The organism is Paenibacillus sp. J31R109, assembly GCF_059692055.1.
In genome coordinates this window covers 608841-634355 of the sequence record NZ_JCAUAR010000003.1, presented here as the reverse complement: position 1 = coordinate 634355, position 25515 = coordinate 608841, and the positions used below count along the sequence as shown (strand labels likewise).

Genomic DNA, 25515 nt, shown 5'->3' with positions numbered 1-25515 from the left:
TGAAGAGGTGAAAGCGACAATGTCGATTATAATCGTTTTATTTGTTATTTTGATTCCACTAGTTATGTTGTGCAGTTCTTGGGTACTGCAATCTTTCAAACCTGTCTTCTCAGGTGCAGCTGTGTTGAGCGCTTATATCGTGGGTTCAATCATCGCTGTGAACGTGTACCAGATTCTTCGGGATGATACAGTTTTCATGACGAATATCCATGTTATTTTTACAAACAAGCTATTTCTATTCACTGGTGCTTATTTAGGAGCCTATGGTATTTATGTGATGTGGCATTGTTTCTTGCAAGAGCTTCGCAGTGAATAAAGCGTTGATTCAACGAATTCTAGGGATAGAGCGTCTACTCTATAGAATTGATTGTGAATGTAAAGGCAGGCGATGATATGAAACGAGCGTTATTCAATAGTATGCGTCGAATTGGAAGCGTAGGGGTACTTATGCTTTTAATTACGGGATGTACGTCACAACATGGAGCTCAGCCAAGTGGATCCCCTGTTTCCAGTACACCGCAGGCGAGTGTCTCACCGTCGGTCGATCCAACTGTTTCTCCTACACCAACAATAGCTGCTACCCTTTCTCCTACCCCTGCAGCTTCGATAAGTCTTCCAAAGATGTCTTTGGAGGAAAAGCTGGGTCAGATGATTATTGCAGGTATCGATGGTTACACGATGAATGAGGAAGCAAGAAACTTGCTTACAACCTATCATGTTGGCGGTATTATTTTGTATAAACCGAATGTGAAGGATACCAATCAACTGGTTGGACTCGTCAATGAGTTGAAAAAGACGAATACGGCCAACAAGCTCCCGCTCTGGCTTGGAGTGGATGAAGAAGGTGGCCGGGTAACGCGTCTGCCTGACGAAATTAAGAAAACACCGACTAGTCAGACGATCGGCAAATCCGGCAAAACGCAACTGGCCCGGAGTATCGGTCAATTGCTCGGGAAAGAGCTAAATGCCTATGGGCTTAATATGGATTTCGCACCTGATTTGGATATAAATAGTAATCCTAATAATCCAGTCATCGGTGATCGCTCTTTTGGTGCGAATGCAACACTTGTCAGCAGCTTCGGTATTCCGATGATGAATGGCATACAAGAGATGAAGGTCGTTCCGGTGGTAAAGCATTTCCCGGGACATGGTGATACATCTGTAGATTCACATATTGGCTTGCCTGTTGTTCAAAATGACCTTGCTCGTCTGCGAAAGCTTGAGCTGATCCCTTTCGCAGATGCGATTAAGCATCAGGCGGATGCCATAATGGTTGCGCATATTTTGCTGCCCAAAATAGATACGAAATACCCAGCATCGATGTCGAAGACTATCATGACGGATCTTTTGCGCAAGGAGCTTGGCTTCCAGGGACTTATTATGACCGATGATATGACAATGGGCGCTATTGCGGAAAATTATGAAATGGGGGAAGCCGCCGTGAAATCTGTGCTGGCGGGATCCAATGTCGTAATGGTCGGTCACGATCCGCAGAAAGCGATTGCGGTTATCGATGCTTTGCGTGCCGCTGTGCAAGCGGGGCGTATTCCATTGGACACGATCGACCAGAGTGTGGCCCAAGTCTACAAGCTGAAGCAAAAGTACAAGCTTCAGGATATACCGGTGACAGCGCCGGATCCGAAGCAGCTGAACGCTGAGGTGCAGCGTGTGCTGGCTCCGCTTAGCGCGAAATAAGGTGGAAGGAAAATATACAGTTAATTTCACGCGATTCTAGTATTTATATGAAATAACTGGAAAATTCGAAGTTAATTTCGCGGTTTTATGGTTATTAACTGTAGATTCGAGTTACAGAAGTGAAAGGCGAGCTACTGAGTGCTGTAAGTCGAAAAATTCGAGTTACAGCTGTGGAAGGCGATCTGCTGCGTGCTATAAGTCGAAAAATTCGAGTTACAGAAGTGAAAGGCGAGCTACTGCGAGATGTAAGTCGAAAAATTCGAGTTACAGAAGTGAAAAGCGAGCTGCTGCGAGCTGTAAGTCGAAAAATTCGAGTTACAGCAGTGAAAAGCGAGTTGCTGCGAGCTGTAAGTCGAAAAATTCGAGTTACAGCATTGAAAAGCGAGCTACTGCGAGATGTAAGTCGAAAAATTCGAGTTACAGCATTGATAAGCGAACTACTGCGAGATGTAAGTCGAAAAATTCGAGTTACAGCTGTGGAAAGCGAGCTACTGCGAGATGTAAGTCGAAAAATTCGAGTTACAGCATTGAAAAGCGAGCTACTGCGTGCTGTAAGTCGAAATTTTTTCACCTATTTATCAAAAAATGCGAGAGATGGAGAAAATAACAGTACTTTTTCCAGTTAATTGGCCTGAGTGGCAGGGTGGGAGCTAGCAAGTGTCGGATAAAAGGTAGTCAAAGTGGAAGTGCCAGCAAGTGTCGGATAGAAGTAGTCATAGTGGAAGAGGCCACGAAGTGCCGCTCAGAAGTAGCGGCATAAGCTTCCCCACCACTCAACACCACGCAAAAAACACCGAACCCCCGAGTTAATGCTCGGGGGTTCGGTGTTTTTTGGTGTCTAGCACGGGGGCGTGCCGCCGTCTAAGATGAATTTGGCATAGGCCATAGGGTTAAAATAGGTGGCCCTCCAACATTCTTGCATATTTGCTTCGCGAAAACTGTAACGTTGATCCTTCCCATTGCATTCGATAAACAAAGGGAAACCATCATCCCTCATCGCGATGTCCAGTCCTAGATCAGCCAAATTCGGTAATTCTGTGCTTAGATGCTGCGCGACCTGGAGCGCAAAGTTCGTCATCTGTCGGCAGACAGCGTCTGGATCAAGCTGCGGGTAGTGGCTGCTCAGAATTTCGGATAAGGATACCACGCGCCCGCCTTGTGCGACATTCGTTAGGAAATGCTTACGGGCGGCCACTTTGGCAATGATGCCTGTCACGCCCCAAGCGCCATCGGTCCCGCGCTGAACGGAAATACGAAGGTCAAAGGGAGCGCCATCCACGGTGGCAAGCGGCAGGCATTCTTGAACCATATATTTGCCCTTACGAATTCGCCTTTGAAGAATGCCTGGCAAGTGATGGCGGAACTTAAGTGTTCGCCAACTCCGATTAGTAAGTTTTAAATTAAGGGGATATAGCAGTTTCCAGACGTTACCTTGACGTGCTAATTTCATCACACCGCGCCCAATGCTGGAATGAGTCGGTTTGATAATGAGTGTGTCATACGAATCCATCATGGCCTTCACATTTTCAATTGTGGCGGGAAAGCTGCAGGGCAGATGGGGGCGAATGCTCTCATTTTTCCATAAAATTTCATGTATGCGCATCTTGCTATAGCGGTTCCAATGATTAAAGAGGGTAACACCCTGCTGTTTCCATGCTTCCAAAATTTTCGCTGATGAAGTATCCAAATAAATAGCGCGATTATGAATGACTTTCGGGAGATCTGACCATTTTCTTTTGAAATGTTGGCCATCCTTTACATAGGCATGTACCTTCATTGTTTTCATTTGAACATCATGAATTCGGAAATAACAAGGGGTAAGGCCATAGAGGTTGCAGGCATCCTCGTAAAATCGAATGGCTTCGTATTGTGTGTTCCCTAGAGGAATACCTGCGTACAAGGAATCGTTTACTAAAATACCCACATAGGGATTACTCATTGACTTCACTCCCTCTCTCATTGGGGCTTGCCTATTGCCGAAGACGGAATCACTCATAGTTTATGGAAAAAGAACGCTACTTGTTTGTACAAACGCTGATACTTTCTTGTCAAACAGGGACAGTAGCCTACGCTTTACCACTTTATCCGCATATGTATAGAAGAAGCAGCGAAAAGGGGCGGAGCCTAGCCCATTGAATCCAGGAGGTTTAGAATTTGAAGATTAAACGGCAGCCCAAATCAAACCGTCTCGTCATTGTCACACCAGGATCCTTTCCTATACCATCAGGAACGAGCAGCTCGGTTGAGCAAGTCGTTCAGAAAACAGGAGAGCAATTGGTGAAAAGCATGCCTGTCGTGGTACTTGGACGAAAAGTATCCTACCAGCCTTGGAAGGATATCAGGCAAGGTGTTTCGTATCAGCGAGTACCTTATCAGGGGCAAACCGCCTATATTAAACAGGTAGGTAAAAAAATCTCTTCTTTAAGTCCTGGCATTATTCAAGTGGATAATCGGCCGCGGTTCCTGCCCTTTCTTCGTAAACGAAATCCTCATGCCCTAATAAGTCTCGTCCTCCACTCTACGTCATTTATTACAAAACCATATATATCGAAATCATCATTAACGGTTTGTTTGCGTGATGCTGACGTCATTATTGTTAACAGCGATTTTCTTAAACGATTTTTGCAAAAAAAAGTGCCGAATGCTGCTCATAAAATTGTTACGCATTATTTAGGTGTTGATGTTGCGCAATTCACTTCCAAATGGTCGGATGAAGGGATTAAATCTCGTAATGAATTGCGCAAAGGACTAGATTGCGAGCATCGGAAAATTATTTTGTATGTGGGTAGGTTGATTCCTAAGAAAGGTGTGCATCATCTGCTGAAAGCGATGAAAACGATTATTAAGAGTGAACCAAGCGCCAAGCTTGTTATCGTAGGGAGTGCATTTTATGGATCAAAGAAAGTAACAGCCTATGTAAGGAAATTAGTTAAAACGGCGAAAATGATGCCTAAACATGTGCAATTTATTCCGTATGTGAAGCATCAAGATATGCCGAAATGGGTCCGTATTGCGGATGTTTTTGCTGTCCCCTCTGTTGGAAACGAAGCTTTCGGTCTTGTGAATGTAGAGGCTATGGCTACAGGTGTCCCTGTTGTTGCCACTCGAATAGGCGGTATCCAAGAGGTTGTGGAGGAAGGTCAAACCGGCTATCTAGTAGAGAAGGACGCCATTGAAACGGAACTCCCAGCGCGTATCCTACAGTTATTGAAAGATGAAAGCCTGCAGCGAAAGATGGGAGAAAACGGCATCAAAAGGGTCGATAACCTGTTTACATGGAAAAGAGCAGCTGAGGTAAGGTCAGATTTGTACAGTCAAATGTTAAAGGCAACGGCTCTTGTCTAGGTTAGCGCACATTTTTGGGGGCTAATGTACTTATTAAGGTCGGATTGAATATGTTACCAATGATAAATCTTGGCGAATGGAGAGGAGTCATATGAATAAGCGTAAGAGCAGCACTACCCCGAAAGCGAACGTGCACAAAGTGAACTCCAATATGAACGAATTAAAATGGCTCGATGAGGCACCAATAAAGCAAGACAAAGTGGTTGAGCAACCCAAACTGATAACGAAAATCAATCCATCATCGACGACAGAGAAGACAGACAAGACAGACAAGACAGATAAGACAGAGTCAGGCAAAGTTTTACATGTCTCGAAGGTCGCTGAGCAGATCACACCTGATTTGTTATTAACGGAGCGTAAAACAGGGAAATTCGTTGACCCGGTTGTTTATACAGATGACATTGTAGATGAAGCGGTAACATGGGATAAAATTGCAAGCCGCTCGATAGATGAAACGAAGATAAAACCGTTCAGCATTGGCGTCAGATCCATCAAGGATGGTGCTATCGAATATTCCAAGCTAGCTCAGGCTAGCGTAACCCGCCCGAAAATTGCCAACCAAGCTATCCATGATGAGCATGTTGCACCAAACAGCATCGCAGGGGATAAAATCCAAGATAACACTTTGTCTGGTGGGAAACTGTTCGATAGCAGCATTACAACCGCCAAAATTGCAGATAAATCGATAGACGCCACGAAATTGGCGGACGGTGCCATTTTGCCGCAACATTTATCGGAACTGATGATTACTAGTGAATTGATTGATCACCAAGCCATCACATCGGATAAAATTCTTAGCGGTGCTGTTCAGACGAAGCATTTGGCTAATTATATTATTGATACGGCTAAGCTCATGGACGCTGCGATCACCTCTGCGAAGATTAGAGAAGGTGCCGTGACAGAAGATAAACTGGGGACGGACAGTATCAGTTCAATCCATATCCAAGCTGAAAGTATTCAAACAGATCATGTAAAGACTCACTCCATTACCAGTGACAAGCTCACTGATCAGGCTGTGACAGGTGCTAAGCTTGCTCCGCAAGCTGTAGACTCGATTCATCTCACACAATCCGCGGTGAGAGGTATTCATATTGAGGGTGCGGAGGTAACTAGTTACCATATTGCTGATCAAGCCATTCGGACTAAACATATTGGAGAAGGTGCCATAGACACAAAGCTCATTCAAGATGGCGCGATTACGATTGCCAAATTAGGTGAGAAGATTGTAGCGAGCAAACATATCATCCCGCAAGCTATTGAGTCTGCCCACTTGACGGATCAGATCATTTCCAGCAGCAAATTGCAAGACGGTGCAGTTACTGCGGATAAACTTGTCCAAGGTGCCATCATCTCTAAACATATTGGTTCCCACATGATACGGACCGAGCATCTGGATGACAATGTGGTATCCAGCTCCAAAATTGCTGCAGGATCGATCATTACTGATAAATTGGCTGAGGGAAGTGTCGTTAATTCCAAGATAAAGGATGAGAGTATCACCTCGGGCAAAATTGCTTATCGGACTATTCTCGCCGCTCATTTGCAGGAAGAGATCATATCTGCGGGTCACATTGCGAAAGGAGCCATTGGTGAGAAACAAATCGACTTGCACGCGATTCATCGTAACCATATTGCAGACGAAGCCATCACAACGAGACATATACAGGAAGAAAGCATTACGACGAGTAAGCTTGCTGAGGAAGCTGTAACAACGGCGAAAATCGCGTCGATGTCCATTGAATCCCGCCATTTGCAAGATGAAATTATCGAAGGTACGCATATTAAACCAGGATCGATAACTTCCGAACACTTGGCACAAGGCTCCATCACCCTGGATGTCTTCGAAGATCGAAGTCTAGTGGGGAGTAAACTGCAGGAAAACGCAATCACCACAGAAATTTTAGCCGATGATGCAGTCACGGAAGAGAAGATTGCCAGAGGTGCGGTAGGCAACTCACAGCTACAGACGGAATCGGTGACTTCAAGGGTCATTGAAGATGGCGCGATAACGAACGTAAAGCTAGAAGATGAAGTGGTGACTTCAGATAAGCTGGCGAATGGCAGTGTAATTAGTAGCAAGATTTCGAACAAAGCGGTAAATTCCGAGCACATTATCGATGGGTCAATCACGGCTTCGAAATTAGCCAACGAAAGTGTGCATGGCAGCAAGCTGGCGGTTGGGACAGTAGTTGCACGGCATTTGGCTGATGGCTCAGTTATCAGTTCGAAGGTGGCATTTCGCGCGATCAATACCGATCACTTGGCAGAAGGAGCCGTTGTAGGTACCAAGCTGGCGAACGGAAGTGTAGACGGCTCGAAAATCTTGCCTGGTACAATAACCGACGAACATCTGTCGCCAGGCGTGGTGAACGGCACGAAGCTAGCGCATGGTTCCGTGAGTAACCAACATCTCCTGGCCGGCGTTATTGACAATGAAAAGTTAGCTGTAAACTCGGTAGACAGCAGCAAACTGATATCAGGTTCTGTACACAATTATCATATTGCAGATCACGCCGTATACGGGGCCAAATTGGCGCCGGGCAGCATTGATGGATCGAAGTTGGCAGAAGGTGCTGTCAACAGTGAACATTTAGCTGATCAAGCGATTGATACTTCTAAGCTGGCATCAGGCAGTGTCGATAGCTCTAAAATTATATATGGTGCGATTCAACGAGAGCATTTATCGGACTTTATCATTGATGGATTGAAGCTATCCTTAGGTTCTGTGACCAACAGCCATCTGGCTCCAGGTTCAATTGATGGAGGGAAGCTGCAAAATAGCAGCGTAGACAGTTCCAAGCTTACGGATAAAGCGATTGGAAGTGTGCACCTGCAAGACGAAGCTGTCACTGGTGATAAGCTAGCTTTGCAAAGTGTGGACGGCAGTAAACTCGTGTGGGGTACGGTGAGTACGCAGCACCTGACGGATGAGGCAGTGACAGGATCAAAGCTAGCCGCTAACAGTGTGGATAGCGACAAAATTAGTGATGGTGCAATCCTTACAGCTAAGCTAGCTGATGGCAGTGTAGACAGCTCTAAGTTGGCACAAGGAGCGGTAACCGATTGTCATCTCGCAACGGGCAGCGTTGATGGCACTAAGCTGCAAGTGGGATCCATCACGAATCAACATGTGGCAGATGCGTCGATCAGCGTGACAAAGTTGGCAGATAGTGTTGTGCGGACCTCTTCCAGTCAAAGAAATGTGTTGCAGCAATTTGGCCTAGAGCCATTCGTTATGAAGATTCAGGATGAAACCATCGAGCTGGTTCTCCAATTTGATGAGGAGTATGCGAATACGGATTATGTGTTAACGGCCATCACGAATCATCCAGCCTGTTATGTCATCGTTAGTCAAAAGTCTACAGGCAGCGCGGTACTGTCCATTATCCGAGCCAAGTTTTCACCTGATCAACAAGGTACTGTGAATTGGATTGCCATCGGTAAAACCAATTAACTAACGGTTAAGTATTAAAGAAAACGGAGTTTCGCAACCAATGCGAGACTACCGTTTTTTTTGTTGTCTTGGTATTTGATAGATAGATGACCAATTTTCGTTTTAGAGATGTTCGTCCAATTTCCGTCTATCACCATAGCATATGATAGTAGAAATGGATGTGACTACGCACCATATCTAACTTATGAACAGACCGTGAAGGGGGATGACTTGTGAAAGGCGTTGTACTTGCAGGAGGAACAGGAAGTCGATTACGCCCTTTGACGCAATATATTAATAAACATTTACTTCCAGTTGGAGATTTGCCCATGATTCAGTATGCAATTGATAAGCTATGTCAAGCAGGTGTTCGGGATATTCTCATTATCACGGGGAAGCAATCTGCGGGCTTATATGTAGATTATCTGGGCAGCGGAGACAGTATCGGCGCTAATTTGACTTACAAGATTCAAGATCAAGCAGGAGGTATTGCGCAAGCCTTGGCTTTGGCAGAGGATTTTGTGGAGAAGGATGAAAAGTTCGTGGTTATTCTAGGAGATAACTTATTCCAAGACCCGCTGCAGCCCATCATTCATGCCTATAACCAACAAGCTGAGGGAGCTATGGTGCTGTTGAAAGAAGTAGAGGATCCTCGTAGATACGGTGTAGCGATGATGGAGAACGAGCAAATAGCCTACATTGAGGAGAAGCCGAAGCATCCGAATTCTTCTTTCGCCGTGACGGGGATTTATTTATATGACTCTACTGTCTTTGACATTGTAAAGTCACAGTCACCTTCAGCCAGAGGCGAGATGGAAATCACAGATGTTAACAATGTGTATGCAGCTTCAGGCGCACTTTCTCATATGTTTCTGAAAGGATGGTGGATTGACGCGGGGACACATGAATCGCTCTTTCAAGCCACTCTTTTAGTTAGGAAGGAGTTCAACTAATGCAATCGTTGCTAGTAACTGGCGGCATGGGATTTATAGGAAGTAACTTTATTCATTATTGGAAGAAACATCATCCTGAGGATCATGTAATCAATGTCGATTTACTCACGTATGCAGGAAATAGGGACAATACTAGGATGTTAGAGGGGCAGGGCGGCTATCAGTTTGTTCATGGTGATATTGGCGATGCGACGCTCATGAAGAAACTGATGCGGGGAGTCGATGTGGTTGTTCATTTTGCAGCGGAATCACATGTAGATCGGAGTATTCATGACCCCGGTAGTTTTGTAAGGACAAATGTAGTTGGGACTCAAATCTTGCTTGAAGCCGCTCGTCAAGCTGGGGTTAAGAAGTTTATTCATATCTCCACAGACGAAGTGTATGGATCACTTGGAGCTGAGGGAGCCTTCAGTGAAGAAACACCAATTGCACCAAATTCTCCGTATTCTGCTAGTAAAGCGGGCTCTGATTTGCTAGTAAGAGCTTACTACGAAACGTATGGATTTCCAGCTGTTATCACACGCTGCTCCAACAATTATGGTCCCCGTCAATTTCCCGAAAAACTAATCCCACTTTTGATTACCCGTGCACTGCGCAATGAAACGATTCCCCTCTATGGGGATGGCTTAAATGTACGAGACTGGTTGTATGTAGACGATCATTGTTCTGCTATTGCATGTGTGATTGCATCTGGCGTGCCTGGTGAAGTGTACAACGTTGGCGGTCAGAATGAGCGGACGAATCTGGAAGTTGTTCAGCGTATTTTGAAGCTGTTGGGCAAGCCAGAATCGTTGATTCACTATGTTACGGATCGACTTGGACACGATCGGCGATACGCCATCAACAGCACGAAGATACGTCGCGAATTAGGGTGGACGCCAGCTTATTCGTTTGAAAGCGGCCTGCAAAAGACGTTGAACTGGTATTTGGAAGAAAGCGAGTGGTACGCCCGAATTGCAGATGGTTCGTACCGTGAAGATAAGGAAGCTGATCCCACTTGAAAATCGTAATTACGGGTGCCGGCGGGCAGCTTGGGTATGACCTTAAACGTGTGCTTAGCCCTATGCATGAGGTAATCGCATGGGATAAGGCGAAGTTGGATGTGAGTCAAGAACACGAAGTTATGCACCACATATTAATCGAACGGCCAGACGTTGTCGTGCATGCTGCTGCGTATACCAACGTAGATAAAGCTGAATTTGAGAAGGAAGCTGCCTATCAAGTGAATGCCTTAGGCGCCCTTCATTTAGCGAATGCTTGCTTAATCGTTGGAGCTAAGCTCGTCTATGTCAGCACGGATTATGTGTTCGATGGCACGAAGCAAAGTCCCTATGAAGAGACGGATATGCCTAATCCGCTCAATAGCTATGGGCAATCCAAGCTACTTGGGGAGAAATTCGTTGCTATGACATGCAGAAGGCACTTTATTGTACGAACCTCTTGGTTATATGGCCAGAAGGGAACGAACTTTGTAACTAAAGTGTTGGAAAAAGCACGCACAAATTCAACACTCTCCATTGTGGATGACCAGTTTGGTTCCCCTACCTATTGCTTGGACCTGGCCATTTTTATTCGATCACTTATTGAAACAGATCACTATGGACTTTATCATGCTTCGAATGAAGGCGTATGTTCCAGATACGAATTCGCCAAGCATATCCTCCAAGCGGCTGGCATGGCCCATATTTCGCTCAATGCTGTGCCTACCCACGCTTTTCCGCCAGCGCCGGCTGAAAGACCGATGTATACGGCATTTGCGCACAAAGCCATGCAGTCCAGTGGGTTTGCACGTATGCGAGATTGGAAGTCTGCCCTTGATTTCTTTCTACAGGTTGAGTACTACGAGACAGCTGTTAAGGCTAAGAAGGTGAAAGATATATGGTAACTCGTAACCGCATAGCGGAAGGGCGCAGTCAAGGTTTTCAGGCAGGCCGCGAAAGTGGCTATCGTATGGGCAGATGTCAGTTCGCCCTCGACACATGCTACCCGCCACCGATTCCACTTCGAGAAGCAAGTGTGTTATTTATTGTGCAAGGATTTGATGCCATTGACCAAGGTATTATTCAGGGCTTGCAGCAAACAGTTCGTGTTATGCATGCAGCCGTTGCAGCCGATATGCTCCGCTTGGCCAGAGAGCTTAGACCGAATTTAGTGCTCGTCATGAATGGTCTTCATGTATTTCCGGCTGATCATGCTCATCATATCGATCTGGTTAGACAGATGGGGATACGCACCGCTATATGGTTTGCGGACGATCCCTATTTTACTGATCAAACCGTCGCCTTAGCTCCTCACTATGATTATGTCTTCACGCATGAAATGTCATGTGTACCGTTTTATCAGGGAATCGGCTGCGGGCAAGTGCACTACCTGCCTTTGGCAGCTAGTCCGGCGGTGTTTAGACCTGAACCTGTGGGTCCCGCATACCGAAGCGATATTTGCTTCATAGGTATGGGCTTCCCTAACCGTATTGCCCTCTTTAATGAAATAACCCCCTTCTTACTTGGAAAAAAAGTGGTTATTGCCGGGGGGCTCTGGGATCGGCTAGCCCACTATCATCTCCTCCGTCATGGGATTAAAGCGTACTTTGTTCCGATTGAAGAGTCCGTTAAGTATTATAACGGCGCTAAAATTGTTTTGAACATCCATCGGCTCACGTACGATACCACGTTCAATAAGAATAGTAGAAACATACCGGGACTTTCGATTAATCCCAGAACGTATGAGATCGCAGGTTGCGGGACGCTGCAAATTACGGATTTCCGTCAGGATCTGGAGCAGTATTATCGACCAGGACATGAAATTGAAACTTTCCATCATACGGGAGAGCTTCTTCATAAAATGAGTCATTATTTGATACACGAGGAAGAGCGGATGCGTATTGCCATCAATGGCATGAGAAGAACACGTATGGAACATACGTTTGCCTCTCGTTTAGTTAAGTTGTTAGACATTGTATTTACCTAGAAGGGAGTGAAGTTTGTGGTTTTTAACAATCCAGCGCATGCACGAGCACGCGGACTTGCCGAGGGTTATCAATTAGGTCACGCTAATGGCGTCAGACTTGGACAATGTGAAGCTATTATTCAAAAGGCGGTTCGTGACCGTCAACCAAGTCCTGTATGGGACGTACGCGTATTGTTTATTACATCGGGAAAAGGTTACCCTTACGAGCCCATAGATATCGCTGTTATTAACAGTCTTCGCCCCTTAGTTCGCGAATTAATAATAGGTAACACAGTCCTTGATGTGACGCGAATCGGCAGCCCCAAAGCCAGCATCGAAACGATTGCCGCGAGGCACCGTCCTGATGTAATGATCGTCTTAGAGGGAATGAATCTCTCTATGAATATCGTGGATCGTGTACGTCAAATGGGCATTCGCACCGCGGTATGGCTAACGGATGATCCCTATTACACGGATATTACGGCTGCTTATGCGACGCACTATGATTTTATTTTTACCTTGGAAGTGAATTGTGTACAGTTCTATCGGGATATGGGGGCTAGTCAGGTCCATTATTTGCCACTCGCTTTTCAACCAGAGATGTTTCGTCCAAGGCCAGTGCCCAAAGGAGGGAACCGTGATATTTGTTTTATTGGTTCAGCCTACTGGAATCGTGTAGGTGTATTTAATCAAATTGCACCTTATTTAGCGACGAAAAGTGTCATCATCTCAGGCATTTGGTGGGAACGGCTGCAACATTATCGGCTATTGGCACCACAGATACAATTAAATACTTGGATGCCGCCAGATCAAACGGCCACCTTCTACAATGGTGCCAAAATCGTTATAAATCTGCATAGAGCCTTCGATGACCATGCATATAACAACAATTCACGCCGTATTAGCGCTGCTTCGCCTAATCCAAGGACATTTGAAATCTCTGGTTGCGGTGCTTTTCAATTGACGGACGTTCGGGATGATTTAGTCAATTTCTATACGCCAGACTATGACATTGTGACGTATGCGTCACCAGAAGAAATGCTGCACAAAATGAATCATTATTTAATTCATGAAGAGGAACGTAAGCTTATTGCCCTGCGCGGTCTCTATCGTACGATGCGCGATCACACCTATACGAATCGGCTGATTACGATGCTTTCCGTCATTTTCGGGCCTAGATAAGGACTGAATAGGTGGACCATTTTAGAAAGATGAGGTGTAGCACGTGATCACGAAAAAAAAGGTTAAGAAGCTGACCGTAAGTAGAAAAATTCGGAAGAAGCGAGCGGGAACGACCCCGAAAACAGGTCTGAAAAAAAGGACGCTTGTTCGGAGAAAAGGGCGTGCCATTCGTCGCTTAAGACCCTTAGCAAGGCGTAAGGGGAGACGCAGATTAGTCCGTCGTCTTATTCGATTTCCTAAACGCAAAGGGAGTCGGATGATAGCTCGTCGACGCAAAGCTCCGCGCCGTGTCATCCTAAGCCCAAGAGCGAGGAGAGCTCAATTAGCCTATGATCGAGCATTCAATGAAGCGTATAAAGCGGGTTATGGTGTCGGTTTCGCAGAGGGATACACAAGGGAGCTTACGAATCCAACGATTGCTTAAAGTGATGTCATGAGTTATGAGGTGAAGACCTGTTGGAAAAACGATTGGGAAAGAAACGAATAAGTGGGCAGGTCATCTCCAGGAAGAGACGCAAACGAAAGTTTTCTAAAAAAGTGACCTCCCGATTTACTAAACGTAGGCGCGTGCTAAGACGAAGAATGAGGACAAGTGTCCATCCTGTCGGTGCAGTCATCATCACTTCCAATACAGAAGCATCCATTGTGAATGTGTTGGAGCCATTGAAACGTTTACCGCTTAGGGAGATTATCGTCATTGTTCACGGCTCAGCAGACGGTACAGTAGAGATGGTTAAGAGGCATTCACGAGCTATTCTTATTCATATTCCCATACGAATGGAACGAGATGCCGCAAGAGCTCTGGCTGCGAGGATATCGCGGTCGGACTTCTTGCTTTTCATAGAAGAGGACAAGATTGTTAATGCGGAAGAGCTGCTTCCCTCCATTCAGAATATGGCTATGGGTATTGAAAATGGCACCTTGGTGAGGAGGCATGAACTTGCAATTAACGAGCATCATTATTCCTACGTTTAATGGTCTAGCCTTGTTGAAAGCTTGTGTCACTTCCATCCGTCAGCATACCTTGGCACCTTATGAAATTATAGTAGTTGATAATGGCTCCCAAGACGGCACAATCAGATATTGTCGAAATGAAAATATAAAACTCGTTGCGCTGCCTGCTAATCTCGGTTTTCCAGCTGCTTGTAATTACGGTTTACGCTTGGCGGAAGGCGACACGTTAATGCTCTTGAATAACGATACGATTGTCACGCCGAATTGGCTGCCGAAGATGCTTAACTGCTTAAACAGTCAAGAAGATATCGGCATGGTAGGTCCCGTCTCCAATTACGTCTTTAGTAGGCAAAAAATTCGTATCCCTTTCACGGGGATATCGAATATGGTTCACATATACAGTCAGGTGAATCCTGGAAAATGGCGTGAAACGAAGCGATTGGTAGGATTCTGTTTGTTATTTAAACGGAGCCTATATGATCAGATTGGTGAACTGGATGAAAGATTTGCTCCTGGATATTACGAGGATGACGATTTCTCGTACCGTGCCAGGCTAGCGGGCTATCGACTTCTCATCGCAGGGGATTGTTTCGTGTATCATCGCGGTAGTGTTAGTTTTCGGAAAAAAATGGGTCGATCCAAGCGCGAACTGCTGCGACGCAATCGCAAGAAGTTTATGCACAAGTGGGGGGTTGATCCCCTTCGGTTTATTTAGGCACCGATTCCTAACAAGCCGCATAACGTAGTGTGAAAAAGGTTGTAGGAGTGAGTTACCATGGAGGAGCGGGTCACGAAGATTATTTCTCAGATTGCAGCTTCACATAGCCAAATGGGGCGAATATTGGAAACACACCGGCATGTGTCTACGCAAATGGCGGCAATTACAGGAGATCTGCCCGATTCTCATCCTGGGTTTGCTGGATTAGGGATGCTTCAGAAGAGGGCTTTACAATTAACCAAAAATGTAACGGCCTATTTAAATAGCCTCGCTGAATTAGAAGAAGCTATGGCCATGCAAACGGAATTAGTTATGAAGGAATTACATGTACCTGATGAGGAATAGAGGGAATGGCCTTGGAAAGAACAGAACTCTATATGCAGATGCTTGAAGCGACAGCCAAGCTGCAATATGAAATAAGTTTGATACTGGAAGCGAGAGTTGTGGAAGCTTCGAAGTCGCAACACTGGATTTGTCAGCATATTAATGCGGCGAATTTGGAGGGGCATGACCATAAGATGAACGTCACCGGCGAAATTAATGAGAGCGTCATTGACCTAATTGACGGTATAACGAAGCTGGAGAATGCGTTAAATCGCCAGATGAAGGCGATGCTTGGGAAACATCCATCCGGTTCAGCTTTAGGCTTAGGCTTGGAGTCTGATGATGCCATGGGTTTTGGTGGTTTACTTCCGTTTGGTGAGGATGGAAAGCTGTGAATCGCGAGCATGTTGAGCTGCACATATTGATCTCGCTGGCGCGGAGCCAGCGAGCACTATGTCGAATCATAGAATCTGTCGCAGATCATGTAGAGAGTTCAGAGCAGTTAGCAGGACATATTGCCGATAATTTAAAGACGATTAGCGACTATCAACATGCGCTGATGTTAAAAGTTACGAATCGGTCCAAGCCTACACGTGTTATAGGTAACGTTGGTAAACCGGCTAAGCCATGGATAAATAAGAAGCATCTGTAGACTTAACCCCAGCGAACAAGGATTCCGGCGTGTGTTAATCCACCGCCAAATCCGTATAGTAACAAGGTATTGCCGGTTTGTACTTTTCCTTCTTTAATCCCCAAATCTAGAGCTAACGGAATAGACGCCGCGGAAGTGTTGCCGAAGTATTCAAGGCTATACAGCGCTTTGTCAATCGGGATACCGCTCTTCTCACAGATCGAGTCAATCATACGCAGGTTTGCGCTATGAGGGATGAACCAATCGATCGCCGCGAGAGGCATGCCGCTCTTTTGCAGCAGCTTTTCGATGCCCTCCGGTACGGTCGAAACAGCAAATCGGTACACTTCGCGTCCGTTCTGGACAAGCTTACCTTCCCCTAGCAACGGGTCGCCATTCAGCTCTGTAGCCAGTCCTGTTCGGTACACATGCTTAGCCCCTGTACCATCTGATCCCATATGATAAGCGAGGAATGCAGGATTAACTTCTTCACGCTCAACGACCACGGCACCAGCACCATCACCGAAAAGGATGCAAGTGGATCGGTCTGTGTAATCGGTGATCTTGGACAACGCATCGCCGCCGATCACGAGAATTTTGTGATGGACGCCTGCAGACACTAAGGCACTAGCGGTATGCAGCGCATAGGCGAAGCCTGCGCACGTCGCATTGAGATCATAGGCTCCTGCGTTTTGGATGCCGAAGTGGGCCTGAACCTGACAGGCAACAGGCGTTGACGATAAGTCTGGTGTATGTGTGGACACGATGACGAGGTCTACCTCATCAAGAGAATTCGGGTATCGATCAAGCAAATTTTGCACGGCTGCTATACATAAATGACTGGTGAACTCATGTGCTGCAGCTATTCTGCGCTCTCGAATGCCAGTGCGTTGGACAATCCATTCATCGTTCGTATCTACCTTTTGTGAGAGTTCCTCGTTGGTTAAAATATACTCAGGCACATAAGTGCCGATGGCTGAAATTCGCGCTTGTAAAGAAATAGAGGACGACATGAGTGACACTCCTTTTTAGCATCAAGTATTAGTATCTGGTACTAAAATTAGTGTAAGGCATGGAAGTGTTCGTTGTCAATAGGAGAAGTGTATCGGTAAAAATAGACATCTTAGAAAGAAAAGATGGCTTCACGAATGAGCAGACATTTTACAAAACATTATTACTGCGTTAACACAACTATGCGAAATGCCATGTACAATGAAGTTGTTACGATCGTTCCAAGATAAAAAGGGGACTTGGCGATGACTCTGCTACATGTGATCGGCAAAAAGCCAGTAATTGCAGCGGTGCGGAAGATGGCTGATTTGAACAAGGCGCTGGACTCGGAAGTCGACAATGTCTTCTTCATGGGGGGCAATGCTGCCGAGATTATCGATGCTGTTCGGGCTACGCATGCATCTGGGAAAAACGCGTTTGTGCATCTCGACCTGATTCGAGGACTGTCGAGCACGGACAAGGAAACGATAGACTTGGTGACGCAGTTTATCGGGGCTCGTGGTATCGTCACGCCAAAGAGTCACATGGTCAAAGCGGCTAAACAAGCTGGCCTGTTCGGAATACTTCACCTGTTCGTAATTGATACGCTTGCGGTGGAGAACGGCTTGAAATTGGTAGAATCAGTGGAACCTGACTGCATCGAATTAATGCCGGGAGTTATTCCGAAAGTGATTGAACGATTTGCGACGGCCAATGAACAGATTCCGGTAATCGCAAGTGGATTGATTCAAACGTTGGAAGAGGCAAAGCAAGCATTGAATGCAGGGGCTACATCGTTATCCGTCACCGAAGCTAGTTTATGGTCGAAAAGCTTCGAAGACATTCTTCAATAATTACATATCAAACCAAATGAGTTTGTGAGATGAGAGAAAGCTCAAAGGGTTGCAGACTTCCGAATTATACGTCGGAGGCTGAACTCTTTGCGTCTTCTCTCATTTTTTCGTTGAAAGGACTGATGCAGCCAAGAATGGCAATAGCACTGAGCAAGTACCGTATTGAGATTGTCCAACTACAACTATACTTTGGAGGTTATCCTTATTATGACTATTCGTCGATTATCTCGACTTTTATGCTTTTCACTTGTTGTTATCGTGATTTTATCTGCTTGCGGCCGCACCGTACCTACTACTGGCGGTAGCTCGACACAAACTCCAGCTTGGACAGGGGAGATTACCGTTTGGGATGGCCCTCGTTGGTCTGACGCTGCAAGCAACAACAAATATTTTTGGTTAGAACAAAAGAAAGCAGAGTTTGAATCCAAACACCCTGGCGTTACGATTAACATCGTACAAGTGCCATGGGCTGAGATGGAAGACAAGTTGAATGTAGCGATCGCGGGAAAAGCTTGGCCAGATCTCGGATACAACATCAGCAACCGTATAGCAAGTGTTAAAAATATTCAACAAGGTGTCATTGAACAGGTCGATACGCTCTATTCAAAAGAAGAATGGAACGATTTTTATCCAAACACATTAGAGCAATTCCAATATGAAGGTCATACGTATGGAATTCCAATCAGTTCGCGGGTACACACGCTTATGCTTAACTTGGATATTTTCAAGGAAAAAGGGGTAGAGCCTCCTAAAGATGGCAAGTGGACATACGAGCAGTTTGTAGAAAAAATGCAGAAATTAACGGGTGATAACAAATTCGGTGTGTCGACTTATATCATGCCTAGCTACTATGAAGCATGGCCGTTCATCATGATGGATGGCGGCAAACCACTTAGCAATGATATGAACCAATACACATTTGATTCTCCTGAAGCGATTAGTGGACTACAGAAATTCCTGGATCTAAAGTTCAAATACAAAGTGGCTCCGTCTGATATGGGAACTGTCAATGTAGGGGATGCCTGGAAGCAGTTCGCGGCTACGGACAAGCGATTAATGGCTGTTATGCCTTGGAACTCTTGGGCGATTGCCTCTGCACAAAAGGATCCTTATAAAATGAATTTCACCATCGCGGAATATCCTACTGGTTCGTCAGGCAAGTCCATGACGGTAGGGGACGTATTGGGATGGGTCATGTTCAAACAGAAAGATGATGCGAAACGTAAAGTAGTGGCTGAGTTCATGAGGACACTTTCAACAACGGAAGAGATCTATACGACGGCTAAGTATTACGGAGTGTTTGCCTCCCGTAAATCATCTGCTGAGAAACGTCCATTCCAGGATAATCCTCAAATGGAGATGGCTCAGAAAATCGCGGAAACTGCGGTAATCATGCCTCGTCATCCACAATGGGCGAAGATTGATGAAGCGATTCAGAAGGAAATGCAGCTTGCCGTGAACGGCACGAAATCCGCCGAGCAAGCGTTGAAGGACGCAAGGAAAGTTATCGATCCCTTGTTGAAAAAGTAAATATTCAGATACGGAAGGAGGGATCGGCTTGAATCCTATTATTCATGCTGCCAAGAGCAAGCCGACTCTCGGGCAGCGTCTGTTCCGCGGGTTCAGACATGCAGCACCGGCTTATGCGTTTCTTGTACCCAAGTTGTTCTTATTTGCTCTGTTTACCGTAATTCCAGTTCTATGGTCGCTTGTGCTTTCTTTTCAGGAGTTTGGCGTTTTCACGACGAAATGGGTTGGTTTCGCCAATTATATCGATGCATTTCGCAATGAAATGTTTCAGACTTCGATCTGGAATACGGCGCTCTACACGGTTGCTACAGTACCTCTTTCTGTAGCGACCGCATTAATAATTGCCTCCTTGATATATCCTCTTCGCCCCAAGGCAAGGACTTTCTTCCGTGCGGCATTTTACATCCCATCTGTGACTTCAATGGTTGTTATTGCGATGGTTTGGCGCTGGATGTTCAATTATAGGTTTGGTTTGTTTAATGACTTTTTGGCTGTATTTGGACTAGAGCCAATCGATTGGCTGGGGCAGACATCGATGGCACTTTGGTCACTTGTTATTATGAATCTGCTTATCCCGCCTGGTGCGGGGATTATCATTTACTTGGCTGCCATGGGAGCCCTTAATCCGAATTTGTATGAAGCGGCTCGCATCGATGGAGCATCGACTTTCCAGATTTGGCGGAGCATCACTGTACCGTTGTTGAAGCCGACAACGTTCTACTTGATGATACTGTCGATGATTGGCTCATTCCAAGTGTTTACTCAGATTGTGATGATGACAGATGGAGGACCGGGCAATGCAACGGAGACAGTCGTTCATGTTATTTATAAAACAGCTTTCCGTGACTTTGAATATGGGCTTGCCTCTGCGCAATCTGTGATTCTGTTCCTGATCATTCTCATGTTCTCCGTCATTCAGTACCGCCTAATGGGTGATGAAGGGGGAGGAAACTCATGAGTTATAGTGCTCGCAACCGACTGAGCGCAGCAGTCGTGTATGGCATGCTGACGATCGCCGCCTTAATCACGCTGTTGCCGCTGTATTGGATATTCACGACTTCGCTTCAGCTCCCCACTTATCAGAATGAAGTGATGAAAGTGCCTGTTTCCTTTGTTGAGGCTGATCCGCCTAAGATGTATCCATATGGAGTGGTGGAATATGTGTCTCAGTGGAACAAGAAGCGTACGGCAGAACAACAGGGTGATGTCACTCAGGCGCAGTATCATTCTGCAAAAATGAAGGAAGTGGTGAATTCCACCTTCACAACCTATGCGTACTTGTTCAAAAGCACACAGGTCGTTCGTTGGTTGTGGAACACATTATTCATTGCTGTGATTGGGGCGATTGGAAATATTGTTTTCGATACGATGGCAGGGTACGTTCTGGCTAAGAAGCAATTTCCAGGTCGTATGGCGGTATTCTGGATCATACTCGCAACGATGATGATTCCTGAGCAGGTTACGTTAGTACCTACGTTTATGCTTGTGCAGAAACTGCATCTGTTTGATACGCAGTGGGCGATCGTACTGCCCGGCTTGGCCGGTGCGTTCGGTGTGTTCCTCATGCGCCAATTTCTGCTCGGCACGCCAACTGAGTTGATAGAAGCAAGCAAGATGGACGGAGCATCGGAGTGGCGGGTGTTTGTCAACATTGTCGTGCCAATGGCACTTCCGGCTATGGCTTCGTTAGGAATCTTTACTTTCGTTGCTCAGTGGAACTCCTTTCTGTGGCCGATTATCGTGCTGAACGACGTAAAGTTGTTCACGCTGACTGCAGGTCTAAAGACGTTGCAAGACGCTAATTTAGCTAATTTTAAGCTACTTATGACAGGTGCTGCTGTTGGGGCGCTTCCGGTTATCGTTATGTTTCTTATGCTTCAAAAATATTTCATCCAAGGCCTGACATTGGGCGGAGTTAAAGAATAGGGAAGGAGTCTAATCATTCATGGAAGAAAAAATGCACATACAGGAATTGACGGGACTTCCTTCCGTATTAGTCGTAAGCATTGATGGTCTTGGCTATTCGAATTGGGAGCGGGCAGACGTGCCGATGCCTAATCTCAAGCGACTTGCTGGGCTTGGGGCGAGCGGGAAGTTACGAAGTATCACTCCAACTGCTACTTGGGCCATTCATACCAGCCTGGTCTGTGGGACGCATCCTCGCAAGCACGGCGTATTGGGGAATTGGGTAGTGGATCGCGAGACGAATCAGGTGGGAGAACATTTCGGAGAACGCATGTACCCGAAGGAAGAATCGGTAAAAGGGTTAACGATCTATGATGCGGTACATGAACTCGGTGGAAAGACGGCAGCTTTATGCTGGCCGAAAACGTATGGAGCCAAGGGGCTCGATGACGTAATTCCGGAGTGCTACGAGCAAGATCTAATGGAAGCGGGAAGTAGTGAATCGCTATGGCAGGAGTTGGTTCATCTTGGACTTCCGATGGAGCATTACGCCGCTTGGAGTAAAGACCACGCGCGTGGTTCCATGCAGGATTGGCTGACGACCGAAGCTGCTAAACATCTCATCCGGACGAGGATGCCGAACCTATTGCTCGTGCACTATTTATTGCCCGACAGCTACCAGCATGACTACGGAACTCATTCGGCAGAACTAGATTGGGCACTTCGTTATACGGATGAGCGAATCGGCCAACTACTGGAGGAGCTGGACAACGCGGGGTTAAGCGAAAAGACATATGTAATTGTTCTTTCCGATCACGGTTTTAGCGATGCAACTAAAACGTTTTACCCGAATGTACTGTTTAAGAAGTTAGGTTGGTTTGATGCTGAGGCGCCTGAGCGCAGTCAAGTCATGGCAGTATCGAACGGTGGATGTGGCTATGCCTATGTGCTGGAGCGGGAACCGGCTAAACGCAAAGTTTTGTTAGCTGAAGTGCGAGATCAGTTGGCAAATGCTGAAGGTGTATATCGACTGTTGGAGACGGATGTTGACTTTTCTGAATGGGGACTGCCAATTGGAGAAGAGCAAGCACGCTTCAAACCAGATTTCGTGTTCGAGATGGAGTTGGATTGGTTCGTTAACTTTGGCCACGCGGGTGATGAGGTGATGGCGGAGCGGGCAAAATTCGTCGGTATGCACGGATATTTGCCAGATCACGAAGCCATGAAGGCGATGTTCGTCATAGCTGGGCCAGGAATTGCAGGCGGTCAAGAGCTGCTAGAGATCCAGGCTGTCGATGTGGCTCCAACGATCGCGAGTTGGTTCGGAACGCAACTACCAGACGCGGACGGTCAAGAAGTGCAGCTAAGAGGGAAGGACAGAGGAGAGGTCTATGAGCGAGCTGAAACCAAGTGAAACAAAAAAGGCAAAAGCTGCAATGGCCATGCTGGAGCAGGCTGAAGCCGTGTTTTTCGATCTGGACGGATGCATATATTTTGGAGATCGGTTAGCTCCGGGAGCTAAAGCAGTATTGGAGCGGCTGCGATGGATCAAGGGCAAACATGTACGGTTTGTGACTAACAATTCGACCGATACGGGCTCTCAGGTAGCGTTACGACTGTCTGCAATGGGGCTAGAGGTTGACCCGGAGCACGTATTGACTGCAACCGAATTGGTTGGGCAATATATATTGGAAAAGCATGGCGCCTTATCGTTGAAAGCCATCGGAAGCGAATCTCTCCAGTCGTCCCTGAAAAAATATGGACATAAGCTCGTTTCACTGGATATCGAAGGCGGGGTAGATGCGGTGGTTATAGGCCGAGATCCAAAATTCGATTATGCAAAGCTGCAAGCGATCGTAGAAGAAATGGACCATGGGACGCCAGTTATTGCTACCAATCCTGATCTGTTCCACCCAGGCAGCCGTGGTCAGAAGATTCCTGAGACCGGGGCATTGTACAAACCTGCGGAGGCGATTACCGGAGGGATTGTCGAGTACTTTGGCAAGCCTGCGCCTCATATGTTCCATTTGGCATTAAGACACTGCGGGGTTGCACGTCCGGAATCCTGTGTCATGGTCGGAGACAATCCGTATACCGACATCGCCGGCGGACGCGCGGCGGGGCTCCGAACGTTGTGGTTGCATGGGGCCGCTATGGATTCATCTGTTACTGCGGAACCTGGCTTAGTCGGTGAGAGTGACGATGCTACCATGACTGTAGGCGATTTAGCAGACTTTGCAGTGGCGGATTTACTTGAACTTGTTAGTTACTAATACGTCAGTTCGAAAAAGCATAAAGGTTGCCGATAATTAACGGCCGCCTATTATGCTTTTTCTAATTTCTAACAGGATTTTGACGAATCATCTGAATAAAGTTCATTGCGGGAGCAGATAATGGTTCATTTTTGCGCGTGCATATGGCAATTGTGTTGGTTAAGTGAATCCCTTCGACAAAAACTCGGCATAACTCACCACGTCTAACATATTCGCGTACAACCAACGAAGAAACAAAATTGGCACCATAGCCTGCAACAACGGCTGTGATAGCTTCATGCAACCCATTGAATTGCAAAGAGATTGTAGGGGGCGAAGTATTGTAGGTGCGACATAAAGATAACAATCGCTCTCGAGTGGAACTCCCTTCCTCACGCATAACGAAGGGTTCTTTCATCATGTCAGTCAGTGAAATAGATTGATTCGCATACCGATGATTAGGTGCAACGACGAACCATAACTCGTCCTGAAATAGTTCCTCTGTCAGAATCATATCCGAATATTCCTCGGGTATTCCACCATAAATAGCTATATCTACATCGACATTCAATAGTTGTTTAAGAGCGTCATTGGAATTCGTAGTTGTAATGATCATTTCGACTTGTTCGAATTGTTGTTTGAATTGGGCTATCCAGGTAGGGATCAGGAAATGAGCAGGTAAATACGTCGCGGCTATACGCATACATCCATAGGAGCCGTTACGGTAATCTTCAGCATACCGTTCAATTTGTTGTTCCACTGCAAAAAGTCGTTTTGCAAGTAAAGCAATTTCTTCACCTGCATCAGTTAACGCAATACCTCTTCCTTGGGGCTTGAGCAGCGTTAGGAGCAGTTCTTTTTCAAATTTCTTAATCTGCGCAGTTATGGCTGGTTGGCTGATGTTAAGTAATTCTGAAGCACGAGTTACACTTCCGGTACTAGCAATGATATGAAACAAGCGTAAGGCATGTAGATTCATTTGGATTCTCCTACCCATAAATTCATATATTATTTATATGTATCCATTATAAACATATATTATATTTATGATTATAACTCGGTTACACTGTTAATAGAAGTTAACAATGAAGAGGAGAAGTGATCTATATGAGTCAAACAAATATCTGGGCTAAGGTTGATCAGTATATAACGGAGCGTCTCATTCAACATGATGCTATTCTCGAAGCAGTGTTGTCCACCAATCAAAAGGCTGGATTACCGGCTTATGATGTCTCACCCTCACAAGGGAAATTGTTAAACTTACTTGTGCAGATGCAGGGATCGAAACGTATCTTGGAGATCGGTACATTGGGAGGATACAGTACAATCTGGATGGCACGAGCGCTGACTGCTGATGGGAAAATAGTCACGCTAGAACTTGATCCTCATCATGCACAGTTTGCAGCGGCTAATCTTTCCCTGGCTGAAGTGCAAGATAAGGTAGAGCTTCGAGTAGGGGATGCTTTAGAGCAATTGTCACAGATGAGTAACGAGGGTGTCGAGCCTTTTGATTTTATATTTATTGATGCTGACAAGCCGAATAATCCCAATTATTTAAAATGGGCTCTTCACTTCTCCCATCCGGGAACTGTGATTATTGGAGATAATGTCATTCGCGAAGGCGAAGTTATTAATGAAAACAGTGAAGATCCTCGTGTACAGGGTGTTAGGGCATTTTATGATCTTATCGCAGATGAGGATAGAATAACTGCCACTGCGATTCAAACTGTTGGTAGTAAAGGATATGATGGGTTCGTTATTGGTATGGTTACTAGCTAAGTACGATAACAGCAATAAAAACAG

At 45.9% G+C, this 25515-nt stretch carries 26 protein-coding genes; 23 read left to right on the top strand and 3 right to left on the bottom strand.

What is annotated here, in order from left to right; all coding sequences use genetic code 11:
• The first annotated feature begins 19 nt into the window (after nt 1-19).
• The 3 genes from AC58QT_RS12670 to AC58QT_RS12660 all read left to right on the top strand — a co-directional run bounded on the left by AC58QT_RS12670 (nt 20) and on the right by AC58QT_RS12660 (nt 2321).
• The gene (locus AC58QT_RS12670) at nt 20-316 is read left to right on the top strand and encodes a transposase (RefSeq protein WP_497409277.1); all 297 of its coding nucleotides are present in this window, start codon (nt 20-22) and stop codon (nt 314-316) included.
• A gap of 77 nt (nt 317-393) precedes the next feature.
• A complete protein-coding gene (gene nagZ / locus AC58QT_RS12665) occupies nt 394-1695 on the top strand; it encodes a beta-N-acetylhexosaminidase (protein WP_497409276.1) in 1302 nt (433 codons plus the stop codon).
• 119 nt (nt 1696-1814) lie between these two features.
• Nucleotides 1815-2321, top strand: coding sequence for a hypothetical protein (locus tag AC58QT_RS12660; RefSeq protein ID WP_497409275.1), 507 nt, complete (start codon nt 1815-1817; stop codon nt 2319-2321).
• Between the two features lie 212 nt (nt 2322-2533).
• Here AC58QT_RS12660 and AC58QT_RS12655 read toward each other — a convergent pair whose 3' ends face one another.
• Nucleotides 2534-3634, bottom strand: a complete 1101-nt coding sequence (locus AC58QT_RS12655; RefSeq protein ID WP_497409274.1) for a YheC/YheD family endospore coat-associated protein — start codon at nt 3632-3634, stop codon at nt 2534-2536.
• Between the two features lie 215 nt (nt 3635-3849).
• On the opposite strand from AC58QT_RS12655, the gene AC58QT_RS12650 reads away from it, so the two are divergent.
• The 13 genes from AC58QT_RS12650 to AC58QT_RS12590 all read left to right on the top strand — a co-directional run bounded on the left by AC58QT_RS12650 (nt 3850) and on the right by AC58QT_RS12590 (nt 16202).
• Nucleotides 3850-5040 (top strand): glycosyltransferase family 4 protein, encoded by a 1191-nt coding sequence (locus tag AC58QT_RS12650; protein WP_497409273.1) that lies wholly within the window; start codon nt 3850-3852, stop codon nt 5038-5040.
• A 91-nt stretch (nt 5041-5131) separates the two neighbouring features.
• A complete protein-coding gene (locus tag AC58QT_RS12645) occupies nt 5132-8494 on the top strand; it encodes a WIAG-tail domain (RefSeq protein ID WP_497409272.1) in 3363 nt (1120 codons plus the stop codon).
• Nucleotides 8495-8706: 212 nt separating this feature from the next.
• Entirely contained in the window at nt 8707-9426 is a 720-nt protein-coding gene (locus tag AC58QT_RS12640) for a sugar phosphate nucleotidyltransferase (RefSeq protein WP_497409271.1), read from the top strand.
• Complete coding sequence (gene rfbB / locus AC58QT_RS12635) at nt 9426-10427, top strand: dTDP-glucose 4,6-dehydratase (protein ID WP_497409270.1); 1002 nt, start codon at nt 9426-9428, stop codon at nt 10425-10427. Before AC58QT_RS12640 ends, rfbB begins: the two co-directional genes overlap by 1 nt.
• Complete coding sequence (rfbD, locus tag AC58QT_RS12630; RefSeq protein ID WP_497409269.1) at nt 10424-11311, top strand: dTDP-4-dehydrorhamnose reductase; 888 nt, start codon at nt 10424-10426, stop codon at nt 11309-11311. The genes rfbB and rfbD overlap by 4 nt, the downstream gene beginning before the upstream one ends.
• Nucleotides 11305-12393: a CgeB family protein gene (locus tag AC58QT_RS12625; RefSeq protein WP_497409268.1), complete on the top strand. Its 1089-nt coding sequence runs from the start codon at nt 11305-11307 to the stop codon at nt 12391-12393. Before rfbD ends, AC58QT_RS12625 begins: the two co-directional genes overlap by 7 nt.
• A gap of 15 nt (nt 12394-12408) precedes the next feature.
• Complete coding sequence (locus AC58QT_RS12620; protein WP_497409267.1) at nt 12409-13554, top strand: CgeB family protein; 1146 nt, start codon at nt 12409-12411, stop codon at nt 13552-13554.
• Nucleotides 13555-13597: 43 nt separating this feature from the next.
• Nucleotides 13598-13978, top strand: a complete 381-nt coding sequence (locus AC58QT_RS12615; protein WP_497409266.1) for a hypothetical protein — start codon at nt 13598-13600, stop codon at nt 13976-13978.
• Nucleotides 13979-14136: 158 nt separating this feature from the next.
• Nucleotides 14137-14529, top strand: a complete 393-nt coding sequence (locus AC58QT_RS12610) for a glycosyltransferase (RefSeq protein ID WP_497409265.1) — start codon at nt 14137-14139, stop codon at nt 14527-14529.
• Nucleotides 14495-15223 carry a glycosyltransferase family 2 protein gene (locus tag AC58QT_RS12605; RefSeq protein WP_497409264.1) on the top strand — a complete coding sequence of 243 codons (729 nt, stop codon included), beginning with the start codon at nt 14495-14497 and terminating at the stop codon, nt 15221-15223. Before AC58QT_RS12610 ends, AC58QT_RS12605 begins: the two co-directional genes overlap by 35 nt.
• Nucleotides 15224-15283: 60 nt before the next feature.
• A complete protein-coding gene (locus tag AC58QT_RS12600; protein ID WP_497409263.1) occupies nt 15284-15571 on the top strand; it encodes a nucleoside-diphosphate sugar epimerase in 288 nt (95 codons plus the stop codon).
• 5 nt (nt 15572-15576) lie between these two features.
• Nucleotides 15577-15945, top strand: a complete 369-nt coding sequence (locus AC58QT_RS12595) for an alpha-helical endospore appendage domain-containing protein (RefSeq protein WP_497409262.1) — start codon at nt 15577-15579, stop codon at nt 15943-15945.
• Nucleotides 15942-16202 (top strand): hypothetical protein, encoded by a 261-nt coding sequence (locus AC58QT_RS12590; RefSeq protein ID WP_310501387.1) that lies wholly within the window; start codon nt 15942-15944, stop codon nt 16200-16202. Before AC58QT_RS12595 ends, AC58QT_RS12590 begins: the two co-directional genes overlap by 4 nt.
• A 2-nt stretch (nt 16203-16204) precedes the next feature.
• Here AC58QT_RS12590 and AC58QT_RS12585 read toward each other — a convergent pair whose 3' ends face one another.
• Nucleotides 16205-17194, bottom strand: a complete 990-nt coding sequence (locus tag AC58QT_RS12585; protein ID WP_497409261.1) for a ketoacyl-ACP synthase III — start codon at nt 17192-17194, stop codon at nt 16205-16207.
• Nucleotides 17195-17437: 243 nt separating this feature from the next.
• Here AC58QT_RS12585 and AC58QT_RS12580 point away from each other — a divergent pair, with 243 nt between their 5' ends.
• From AC58QT_RS12580 to AC58QT_RS12555, 6 genes are all read left to right on the top strand, one after another.
• Nucleotides 17438-18025, top strand: coding sequence for a glycerol-3-phosphate responsive antiterminator (locus AC58QT_RS12580; RefSeq protein ID WP_497409260.1), 588 nt, complete (start codon nt 17438-17440; stop codon nt 18023-18025).
• 207 nt (nt 18026-18232) lie between these two features.
• Nucleotides 18233-19555, top strand: a complete 1323-nt coding sequence (locus tag AC58QT_RS12575) for a sugar ABC transporter substrate-binding protein (RefSeq protein ID WP_497409259.1) — start codon at nt 18233-18235, stop codon at nt 19553-19555.
• Nucleotides 19556-19583: 28 nt separating this feature from the next.
• Entirely contained in the window at nt 19584-20513 is a 930-nt protein-coding gene (locus AC58QT_RS12570) for a carbohydrate ABC transporter permease (RefSeq protein ID WP_497409258.1), read from the top strand.
• The gene (locus AC58QT_RS12565; protein ID WP_497409257.1) at nt 20510-21481 is read left to right on the top strand and encodes a carbohydrate ABC transporter permease; all 972 of its coding nucleotides are present in this window, start codon (nt 20510-20512) and stop codon (nt 21479-21481) included. Before AC58QT_RS12570 ends, AC58QT_RS12565 begins: the two co-directional genes overlap by 4 nt.
• 19 nt (nt 21482-21500) lie before the next feature.
• Nucleotides 21501-22874 carry an alkaline phosphatase family protein gene (locus AC58QT_RS12560; protein WP_497409256.1) on the top strand — a complete coding sequence of 458 codons (1374 nt, stop codon included), beginning with the start codon at nt 21501-21503 and terminating at the stop codon, nt 22872-22874.
• Nucleotides 22852-23733, top strand: a complete 882-nt coding sequence (locus AC58QT_RS12555; protein ID WP_497409255.1) for an HAD-IIA family hydrolase — start codon at nt 22852-22854, stop codon at nt 23731-23733. Before AC58QT_RS12560 ends, AC58QT_RS12555 begins: the two co-directional genes overlap by 23 nt.
• 61 nt (nt 23734-23794) lie before the next feature.
• Here AC58QT_RS12555 and AC58QT_RS12550 read toward each other — a convergent pair whose 3' ends face one another.
• Nucleotides 23795-24691, bottom strand: a complete 897-nt coding sequence (locus AC58QT_RS12550) for a LysR substrate-binding domain-containing protein (RefSeq protein WP_497409254.1) — start codon at nt 24689-24691, stop codon at nt 23795-23797.
• 128 nt (nt 24692-24819) lie between these two features.
• Here AC58QT_RS12550 and AC58QT_RS12545 point away from each other — a divergent pair, with 128 nt between their 5' ends.
• Nucleotides 24820-25491 carry an O-methyltransferase gene (locus tag AC58QT_RS12545; protein ID WP_497409253.1) on the top strand — a complete coding sequence of 224 codons (672 nt, stop codon included), beginning with the start codon at nt 24820-24822 and terminating at the stop codon, nt 25489-25491.
• The last annotated feature ends 24 nt before the right edge of the window (nt 25492-25515 follow it).